The 9,308-nt window shown below is 52.5% G+C and carries 8 protein-coding genes; 5 read left to right on the top strand and 3 right to left on the bottom strand.

The genetic code is table 11. The annotated features are described in order from the left end of the window. The first annotated feature begins 133 nt into the window (after positions 1–133). A complete protein-coding gene (locus IQ256_RS20110; RefSeq protein ID WP_193857342.1) occupies positions 134–775 on the top strand; it encodes a PAM68 family protein in 642 nt (213 codons plus the stop codon). Positions 776–864: 89 nt separating this feature from the next. On the opposite strand, the gene IQ256_RS20105 is transcribed toward IQ256_RS20110, so the two are convergent. After that, on the bottom strand, positions 865–2,121 hold the full coding sequence (locus IQ256_RS20105; RefSeq protein ID WP_370623499.1) for a HetZ-related protein 2: 1,257 nt from the start codon (positions 2,119–2,121) through the stop codon (positions 865–867). A 372-nt stretch (positions 2,122–2,493) separates the two neighbouring features. Here IQ256_RS20105 and IQ256_RS20100 point away from each other — a divergent pair, with 372 nt between their 5' ends. Next, positions 2,494–3,159, top strand: coding sequence for a sugar transferase (locus tag IQ256_RS20100; protein ID WP_193857341.1), 666 nt, complete (start codon positions 2,494–2,496; stop codon positions 3,157–3,159). A gap of 71 nt (positions 3,160–3,230) precedes the next feature. Here the strand turns inward: IQ256_RS20100 and hemB are convergent, their stop codons facing one another. Further along, on the bottom strand, positions 3,231–4,211 hold the full coding sequence (gene hemB, locus IQ256_RS20095) for a porphobilinogen synthase (protein ID WP_193857346.1): 981 nt from the start codon (positions 4,209–4,211) through the stop codon (positions 3,231–3,233). A 262-nt stretch (positions 4,212–4,473) separates the two neighbouring features. Here hemB and IQ256_RS20090 point away from each other — a divergent pair, with 262 nt between their 5' ends. The 3 genes from IQ256_RS20090 (at position 4,474) to IQ256_RS20080 (ending at position 7,980) form a co-directional block, all read left to right on the top strand. Further along, positions 4,474–5,082, top strand: a complete 609-nt coding sequence (locus tag IQ256_RS20090; protein WP_193857340.1) for a biotin transporter BioY — start codon at positions 4,474–4,476, stop codon at positions 5,080–5,082. Positions 5,083–5,109: 27 nt separating this feature from the next. After that, positions 5,110–5,601, top strand: a complete 492-nt coding sequence (lspA, locus tag IQ256_RS20085) for a signal peptidase II (RefSeq protein ID WP_193857339.1) — start codon at positions 5,110–5,112, stop codon at positions 5,599–5,601. Positions 5,602–5,694: 93 nt separating this feature from the next. Continuing rightward, the gene (locus IQ256_RS20080) at positions 5,695–7,980 is read left to right on the top strand and encodes a transglycosylase domain-containing protein (RefSeq protein ID WP_193857338.1); all 2,286 of its coding nucleotides are present in this window, start codon (positions 5,695–5,697) and stop codon (positions 7,978–7,980) included. Between the two features lie 77 nt (positions 7,981–8,057). On the opposite strand, the gene IQ256_RS20075 is transcribed toward IQ256_RS20080, so the two are convergent. After that, entirely contained in the window at positions 8,058–9,233 is a 1,176-nt protein-coding gene (locus IQ256_RS20075; RefSeq protein WP_193857337.1) for a hypothetical protein, read from the bottom strand. Between the last annotated feature and the right edge of the window lie 75 nt (positions 9,234–9,308).

Here is a 9,308-nt window from a genome sequence, read left to right as displayed (position 1 = left end):
CTACAAGGCTTTGATCAAAAAGCTAGGCATTCGCCGCTAGTGAGCTAGCGGTTGATGTGCTGATAGAGACTGAATAATCAGGCTCACACCTCGCTGAAATTCCTAAGCTGCTACTTACCCAAATAAGGACAAGATGGCCTCTAAGTCTGGTCGCGGTGCTAAAGATGACAAGAATGGCGATCGCTCGCCGCTACCCTTTGAACCTGGGCGCGATCGCAAAAAAGCTAGCAAGGCTGACAGGAAGGCATTTGCTGACCAGTCATCGGCTAAATCATCCGGCGCAGCAAAATCAGCGAAGGCCAGCAAATCTGATAAAACCGATGGCATCTCCGCTAGGGCACAGGCCAGAGTCGATGAAATCAGGGCCAGTAACCGTAAGAAGGCAGAGGCAAAGGCAGCTGCGGCTTCTAGAGGATCTGGAGCCAATGCTTCTAGCTCGAAAAAGGCAGACGGGCAAGGTGCTATCCCGGCAGCCGTTAGCAAACGGATGCTGCGACGGATGGCTGTGCTTTCGCTGAGCCCAATTGCGCTGGGCGTCGGTATCTTCTTCCTGTCTTACTATCTGCTCAGTCAAGAGATTATAGAATTTGCCCCGGTTGTCGTACTGCTGACTACGATGGGCTGCTTTGGCCTGGGCGTGGTGGGTTTGAGCTATGGCATGCTGTCGGCTTCGTGGGATGAAGCGCCAGGCAGCCTAGTCGGCATGGACGAATTCAAGCTAAACCTAGGAAGAATGAAAGACGCTTGGAAAGAGTCGCGCCAGTCAAAAACTTGAGTGTTAGATCCTAAGCGTTAGATCTTAGGTGAAAGGCAGTGGTGAAAGGCAGTGGGAATTTAAGGCGCAAAAACTCAAGGAATTAAGGCTTAAGGGTTAGAACTAGCACCGCGAGCGGCCTGGGATAGTAGATATAGCTCCGCCCATTGGCTAGTTACCTGCTTGGGTGTCAGCTCAAAAGATTTGGCGATCGCCTCTATAGGCTCACCCGCTTTGAAGGCAGTGAGCATTTTTTGCTGAGCTGGCTTGAGACTTTCCCAGTAGCGATCCCACTCTTGCGCGGTCAGACCCAGGTTGTGCTGAACTAAAGATGTCTTCAGCCAAGAGAAGACTAGATCCGGCTGCTCTTTGAGCGTGAAGATGCGAATAGCGTGGTAGCTAACCTTTTCCCGCAGGCGATAGGCTTCGCGAACGTTGAGCCCAAGCTGGCGAGAGATGCTGTCTTGAGCGTAGCCTTGCAGATGTAGATGCAGCCACTGGACAGCAGTATCTCCTAGCTTTTCTTGTAGATACTCAGAAAACTGCTGCTTGACGAGCTGACGAGCGGCCTGCTGATTTTCTATCTCCTTTTGCACTTCGTAGCGATCGAGCGCTTCAAAATCTAATAGGCTGAGGGTGCTGTCGGTATCATCGGTGCCGAGCTCTTCTGAGATTAGCTGGATCAGCTCATTGCTGGGTACCTGGGTCATGCCGCCGCGCTGCGATCGCCTCAGATAGTTGACGAATCGGTATACCAGCAAGGGCTGATTGCGAATGGGCCTGAGGCAATATTCTTCAATCGTGGCCAAGGTCAGCAGATTGCGGAGACTAGCCCTGTGAGTGCATTGGCCAATCCACTGCGCCTGCGATCGCAAGAACCGATCGCTCTGCAGCATCTCTTGAATCACCTCTTGTAAGACGTCTTTGACTGCCCGTTTGCGATCGCGGCTCAGCGCTATCCAGGTGCGAACCTTACTCCGAATCAAAAATAAACCGCCCAGCTTTTGCAGCAGTCGCTGATAGCCGCGTGCGGGTGATAGCCCCCAATAGCGAGAAATTAAGATGCGATAGCGGTAGTCCATCGCCTGCGTGGCCAGCTTGATTTCAGCTGGGCTCATCGACTCAAACCGAGTGGGCTCACCAATCAGCCACTGGGCAATCGCCTCATGTGTTTGTTCAGATTGATTCGGCAGATCGGTCTGAAGCTGACGCTGCCAGGTCGACAAGATTTGAGGATAGTCCGCCGCTGGCTTAGCCGCTGCCTTGAGATCTAGCTTAGAAGCTTTCCTGGGGGCTGGTCTATTAGCACTCTGGTGACTATTTTCTTCATGAGCGCTTGAATAGCCATCAGTATCCGCTGGTATCACCTGTTTCCCCCAATCCCAACTATTGCTTACTCTAACCCGAGATAGAAACTCCTAGACCCTTTGACCTTAGGCAGTTACAGGTATTCCCTGATACGGCAGTTTTCAGTGGGTTTTACTATCCTTCTAGCAATGCCCCGTTCAGTAAGAACTATCCAAAGAAGCTACTCGATCTTTACAGGCAGGTTTAAGGATAGATGCGTTTACAGGTTTTCGCCTCCTAATAGCAGTCAGTCCAGTAGAAGCTGTCTCTAGTAGAAACAGTGTGTCACGACATAAAGTGTTGAGTCGTCGAATCGGCAAGCAGTATTAGCAAATCGGCGACTGGCTATCGCTACATATTTTTGGTCATAGCCGCCCCGAATGAGAACATTCATGACACGTAGTCTCTTACGCAGTATGCCAGATCAGGGATGCCACCCGCCTATCCCTCACGTTTCCACCCGTTCTACCTTCAAGCGAGCACTAGATATTGCTGGCGCTCTAGTGGGGCTAGCGATTTTAGGCATTTTGCTGCTGCCAATTGCGATCGCTATTCGCATAGATTCTGAAGGCCCAATCTTCTACTTGCAAGAGCGCTTTGGCCTTCAGGGAAAGCCGTTTACCATTATCAAGTTTCGCTCCATGGTAAGCAACGCCGACGCGCTTAAGATCGGTATCGAAAATGAAGCACAGGGTCTGATCTTCAAGAACGCTGAAGATCCAAGAATCACTCGCATTGGTCGGATTCTGCGTCGAACTAGCCTAGACGAATTCCCCCAATTTTTGAACGTTTTGCGAGGTGATATGAGCTTAGTCGGCACTCGCCCTCCTACCGCCGACGAAGTGAAGCACTACACGGCGCACCACTGGCGGCGCTTAGACGTGCGTCCTGGGATCACCGGTCAGTGGCAGGTTAGCGGGCGCTCAGAGATCAAAGATTTTGAAGAGGTCGTGGCCCTAGACTTGGACTACCAGCAGCTATGGACACCTGTTTACGATGTGAAGCTACTGGCTAGGACAGTGATGATGCTACTGTCCAGGCGATCGGGGGCATGTTGACTTCTTCGGTTCTCACCTGTCAGCAAGCTAGTGCAGCATCAGGCTCCCTGACACGGCACTAAGGGCAAAAGCTACCCTAGCCAGCGGGCAACGTCTTTGGCGTGGTAGGTCAAGATTAGGTCCGCGCCGGAGCGCTTGAAGCTAGTCATCGTTTCCATGACGACTTTTTCTTCGTCAATCCAGCCGTTGAGCGCAGCGGCTTTGACCATTGAGTACTCACCAGACACGTTATAGGCCGCAACTGGCAGATTGGTCGCTGTCTTAACTCGCCAGATGATGTCCATGTAGGCCAGCGCTGGTTTGACCATTAGCATGTCAGCGCCTTCAGCGATATCTAGCTCGATTTCTTTGAGGGCTTCGGTGCCGTTACCGGGATCCATTTGATAGGTGCGGCGATCGCCAAACTGAGGGGCGGATTCGGCGGCGTCTCGAAACGGACCGTAGTAGGCCGAGGAATATTTGGCAGCGTAGGAAAGGATCGGAATCTCTTCAAAGCCGCCGCTGTCTAACCCAGCTCGAATCGCTTGGACAAAGCCATCCATCATGCCAGAAGGGGCAATGATATCAGCGCCCGCGTTAGCCTGAGAGATCGCCGTTTTTTTGAGGAGCTCTAGGGTGGGATCGTTGAGCACACGGCCTGAGAGATCGCCGACTTCTAGATAGCCGCAGTGGCCGTGATCGGTGTACTCACAAAGGCAGGTATCGACGATCACGACCAGATCGGGGACGGCTTTTTTGATTGCTTCGGTGGCCTTTTGCACAATGCCATGGTCATGCCATGCGCCTGTAGCTTCAGTGTCTTTTTCGGTGGGAATGCCAAAGAGGATGACAGCGGGAATGCCTAGGTCGTAGACTTCTTTTGCTTCTTCGACAATCTTGTCGACAGAGAGCTGATAGACCCCCGGCATGGATTTAACTTCCTGGGCGAAAGTGTCTCCAGGAACAGCGAATAGGGGATAGACCAGATCGCTAGTGGTGACGATATTTTCGCGGACCATGCGCCGGATTTGCTGGTGCGATCGCAGCCTGCGAGGACGGTGAGAAGGAAACATAGCGGCAGCCGAAGCAGATATATAGATAGAGTCTTGCAACTGTAGCGATTGGCGCTTAGCTTGAGCCATTTATAGAAGCTGCAATCCTTGTGCCACATAGCGCTAAGCGCATAGCAATCCACTAATGCATCAGCGGATTGCTATCAGTGTAAAGCTTGCGTCAGAATGAATTGGGTAGAACTGCGTAAAAGTAACCTTCTGTAAGAAATGATTTAAGATCTTGAGAATTGTATTGAGAGAAGTTGTCGAGCGATGGTGAGCTGTGTTTGCGCCTTCTGAGCTACTTTGGGCACTGGTGGGGCTGATTCTAACGATTGGTGCTACGTGGGCAGAGGCTTTTGTTTTCGACCTGCCGGTTGGTGGATGGGTTCGCGGCACGGGCGGCAGCGTTGAGGTCGCCTCCTTGGGCGTATCTTTTCAGGTGGGGGCGGCGCTGTTCGTTGGCTGCATGGGTGGCAAGAACGCGGCAGCGCTTTCGCAAATTGCCTATGTCATGCTAGGAATTCTGCTGTTTGAACGCTTTGGGGTTGAAGTCTTTTCCCAGGGCGCAGGGCTAGGATATCTACGAGAGCCTAGCTTCGGCTATCTGCTGGGGTTTATTCCGGCGGGATGGCTGTGTGGATTCTTAGCTTTTCGATCAAAGCGATCGCTAGAACGGCTAGGCTTTGCAGCGCTGTGTGGGCTGGTGCCAGTGCATCTATGTGGGGTTGCTTACCTGGTTTTGGGGCATCTGTTTCGATGGCTACCTACCTCGCCGGGGCTAGGGACTGCGATAATGGGCTATTCAGTAGAACAGATCCCAGGGCAGGTGATGGTGAGCTGTGCGATCGCCCTGATCTCATTTGGCCTACGCAAGCTGCTGTTTTATTAGGACATAATCCCAAAATGAAGCCTGAACATGACCTCTAGAAGACTAAAGCCCAAAAATGGACTGTTTTGGCTAGTGGCGATCGTTGGTGTAATTCTCGATCAGCTCACAAAGTTTTGGGTGGTACAAAATTTTGAACTGGGTGAGAGCATTCCGATCTGGCAAGGGGTGTTTCACTTTACCTATGTCACCAATCCGGGGGCGGCGTGGAGCCTGTTTAGCGATAATGGGGAATGGCTAAAGTGGCTGTCGATGGCGGTGAGTGCGGGCCTAGCGCTATACGGCTGGCTGGTGCGAATGCCTAATCGATGGGAGTCGGCAGGCTACGGGTTTATTCTCAGCGGTGCGTTTGGCAACGGCATTGACAGAGTGCTATTCGGAGAAGTGGTCGATTTTCTACAGGTGTTTCCGGTGACCCGGTTTCCGATATTTAATCTGGCTGACGTTTGGATCAATGTCGGGATCATTTGTTTGCTGATTGTGGCGCTGTTTTTCCCCGAGCCGCGCCCTGGAAAACGCTAGGCTTTAGATCTGGCGTCTATTCTCCGAAATTTTCTACATTTTTTGTGTTGATTCCTATACTGTAGACACTTCAGAATCGAGTCCTTTGCGCTTATGACCTCTCCACCGCCTAAGCCGCCATCAAAGCCGTCTTCTAAGCCACCTAAGACGTTTTTAGGATCGATTACCCAGGCGTTTCATTCCGTTCAGGCCAATGTGGATTTCTCGAAGATTCCGCTGAAGCCCGATGCCAGGGTGCCGAAGCTGGTGGTAGAGGCGGATGCCAGTGGTAAGACTCAAGAATATCCTCTGGTGGGTGAGCACTATTTGCTAGGCCGCTCTTCTAAGAATGACATTGTGGTGCGATCGCCCATCGTCAGCCAAACGCATCTTGCCCTTACCCGAGATCGCGGACTGCCCGGTCAGCCCTTCGTACTCAAAGACAAAGGCTCTACCAACGGCATCTATCGCCATAAAAAGCGCCTTTCAAAGCGACCGCTCCGTCACGGCGATATATTAACCCTAGGGCCAGAAGAACTAGCCGACGCGGTGACCGTTCGCTATATTGATCCACCGCCTTGGTATATCACGACGCTACGCTACGGCGTCTATGGAGCCACCGGATTCACTAGCCTGCTGGCGCTTTGGATCGTCGGTATCGAATGGCAAAAATTCTCTATCCACCCACTGCCAGAGTCTGTGCAAGGCCCGGTGCTGGTCACGGCTGAAGACGGAACAGAGCGCGTACCGCTCAATGAGCTGCCCAACATCAATCATAGAGAAAACAGTCGGCTCCAGGATTACTCACCCTTTTTGCCAAAAGCCGTCGTCGCTTCTGAAGACTCGCGCTTTTATTGGCATCCCGGTGTAGACCCCTGGGGCATTGCCCGCGCGCTTAAAACCAACGTCGAAGAAGGTGGTATCAAAGAAGGCGCAAGTACGATCACTCAGCAGCTTGCTCGCAATACCTACCGAGACTATGTCGGCATCGAAGACAGCGCCGCCCGCAAGGTTCGAGAAGCGATTGTGGCGCTAAAGCTAGAGACTTTCTACAGCAAAGACTCGCTGATGCTGCTGTACCTAAATCGGGTGTATTTAGGCAACAATCTTTACGGGTTTGAAGACGCTTCGCAGTTTTATTTTGACAAGGATGCCAAGGATTTGAGCGTTGGTGAAGCTGCGACCCTTGTGGGTATCTTACCGGCACCGAATGCGTTTAATCCGGTGCAAGACTATCAGGCGGCGGTGGACTATCGTGATCGCGTGCTTGAGCGCATGGTCGGCCAAGGTATGATTAGCGCCGAAGAGGGCAGGCGGGCGAGGCGATCGCGCATCGAAATTAGTCCAAAAGCCCGCGAGCAGCTCAGGAGTACCACGGCTCCTTACTTCTACAGCTATATCTTCGAGGAGTTGAACCAGGTTCTAGGCCAAGATCTGGTCAGAGAAGGTAATTTTATTGTCGAAACGAGTATCGATCTAGAGGCGCAAGCCGCTGCCGAAAGCGCACTGCGCGATACTATTGCCAATCAGGGCGCTAGTGATGGATTCTCACAAGGAGCCGTCGTTACGCTCAATACCCGTAACGGCGAAATAGAAGCCCTAGTCGGCGGCACAGACTATGCCGAAAGCCAGTTCAACCGGGCCAGTCAGGCGCTGCGTCAGCCCGGATCTACTTTCAAAGTCTTCGCCTACGCCGCCGCCTTGACTCAGGGCATCCCTGCTGGAGAGAGCTTCTCGTGCAGTGATCTCAATTGGGGTGGGCAATTCTATGCGGGCTGCCGATCGGGCGGTGGGGCGCTTGATATGTATGCGGGGATGGCCCGCTCAGAAAACGTAGTGGCGATAAGGATTGCTCAAGAAGTCGGGCTAGGAGCGGTAGTTGACCTAGCCAAAGACATGGGAATTACCTCAGAGCTGCGGGCAGAACCTGGCCTGATCCTAGGTCAGAGCGAAGTCACCCCATTAGAAATTACGGGCGCTTTTGCGGCTTTTGCCAACGGCGGTATCTGGAATCGGCCCCACGGCATTCAGCGAGTGCTAGACAGCGGTGAATGCGGTGATGTTGAGGATCCGTCTACCTGCCGGGTGATCTATGACTTTTCGCAGTCGGCGGACGCAGGGGTGCAGGTGTTAGACCCGGCTGTGGCCGATACGATGGTGAGCATGATGCGCGGCGTAATCCAAGGTGGCACTGGCCGCAATGCCTATATTGGCCGTGGCGAAGCGGGTAAGACGGGCACTACGAACGACAACGTCGATATGTGGTTTATCGGCTATGTGCCGGGCGATCAGGTGGCAACCGGCATATGGCTGGGCAATGACGAAAACGAGCCTACCTATGGCAGCAGCGCTAGAGCTGCAGCGCTCTGGGGCGACTATATGGGCAAAGTGCTGCGATAATCTCGCTCTGCAGCCTTTAGCTGTCAACACTAGGCTGTCAACACAGAGATTGAATGTAGCGACCGATTCAATGGAGATTACGGTTTGGCTTCCACCGAACTTTGAATCGCTTCGATAGTCGGCACTAGTTCTGCGATCGCTTCGGTATTCCCGGCGGCCAGCATCCTGATGTAGAAGTTGTTGGGCAAAATCCTGAGATATTGAAACACCGTGGAATCTGCTACAGATGCCTGGATCACGTAGCCTTCACCCCCAGCGAATTCGGTGGGCGATCGCGTCGTGATATTCGCTTGGGTAAAGCCTTCAGTCTCTAGTAATACCTGGCTTGAAAAGGTGGCCAAATCGAAGGCTGAAAGATCGGCAGCTATGATTGGGCTGACCGAACTAGCGATGATAATGACTGGATCTTCTCCCGAGGGACTAGGCTCTCCGTTGGGACTAAGCAGCACAGTCGAGCCCAACAAAACATCAAAAACCTGAAAAGGTGGTGCGACCTCGAAGGTAAAAGGCAGCTCAGCCACCTTTTGCTCAATAGAGAGCGCCGGAGCGACCTGAATTGACTGGATCGTATTGACAATTGCCTCCTCACTTAGCGAGGCTGGCTCCGTCACATTAAAGGTGATTAATATCGTGTTTTCCCCGCTAGTTTCTCCGCCAAATAGCGCGAAATACTTGCTGACTTGCGTATCGCCGACAGTTTGAATTCCCTTGACCAGTGGAACCTCGTTGCCATTCACTAGAACGTTAGAGATAGTGTCTACCTCCAACACAATTCCTCGCTCAGCGAAAGCGCTGGTTACAGCCTCTGGGGTAGAAGCAAAGAGCGATACGAATTCTGTATAGGCGGCTGCGGGTAGCTCCGCGATCACAATACTGGCCAGGCTCTCTGGATTGACCAGCCCCGAAAACTGATCGGCAGTGACAAAGCCAGCAGGCGGCTGCAGCGATACGCTAGTCCCTGGAATCAGAATAGGTGCTCTGTCGATCCCGATCTCGCTGTCGGTCTCACTGTCGGCCTCACTGTCGGCCTCACTGTCGGTTTCAGTATTGGGTGGAATCGACTCTATCTGAGCCAAATCCTGGTCTGAATCTTGGCGAATTAAATTCTGGCCATCCAAATTCTGGCCATCTAAACTCTGGCGAATAGGCGTGCTTGCATAGGTGACTGATGCGACTAAGACTGTAGCACCAGCGGCGAGCGTTGCGATCGCACTGACCAAGAACTCGCGAGACTTTTGTGGGGGGTTAGACATTTAATTGCAGATAACTAAAAGGTAGTCTATGAAATGCTTTGTGACAGGCAATCCATCTAGACAGTTTATCTAGGG

The sequence above is a fragment of the cf. Phormidesmis sp. LEGE 11477 genome (genome assembly GCF_015207105.1).
Lineage (GTDB): Bacteria > Cyanobacteriota > Cyanobacteriia > Phormidesmidales > Phormidesmidaceae > Phormidesmis.
This window is presented reverse-complemented; position numbering and strand designations above follow the sequence as displayed.

What these genes read in the sequence shown, in the direction of transcription:
- IQ256_RS20110 (WP_193857342.1), top strand. Translation starts at nt 134, where the DNA reads ATGGCCTCTAAGTCTGGTCGCGGTGCTAAAGATGACAAGAATGGCGAT.
- IQ256_RS20100 (WP_193857341.1), top strand. Translation starts at nt 2,494, where the DNA reads ATGACACGTAGTCTCTTACGCAGTATGCCAGATCAGGGATGCCACCCG.
- hemB (WP_193857346.1), bottom strand. Translation starts at nt 4,211, where the DNA reads ATGTTTCCTTCTCACCGTCCTCGCAGGCTGCGATCGCACCAGCAAATC.
- lspA (WP_193857339.1), top strand. Translation starts at nt 5,110, where the DNA reads ATGACCTCTAGAAGACTAAAGCCCAAAAATGGACTGTTTTGGCTAGTG.
- IQ256_RS20080 (WP_193857338.1), top strand. Translation starts at nt 5,695, where the DNA reads ATGACCTCTCCACCGCCTAAGCCGCCATCAAAGCCGTCTTCTAAGCCA.
- IQ256_RS20075 (WP_193857337.1), bottom strand. Translation starts at nt 9,233, where the DNA reads ATGTCTAACCCCCCACAAAAGTCTCGCGAGTTCTTGGTCAGTGCGATC.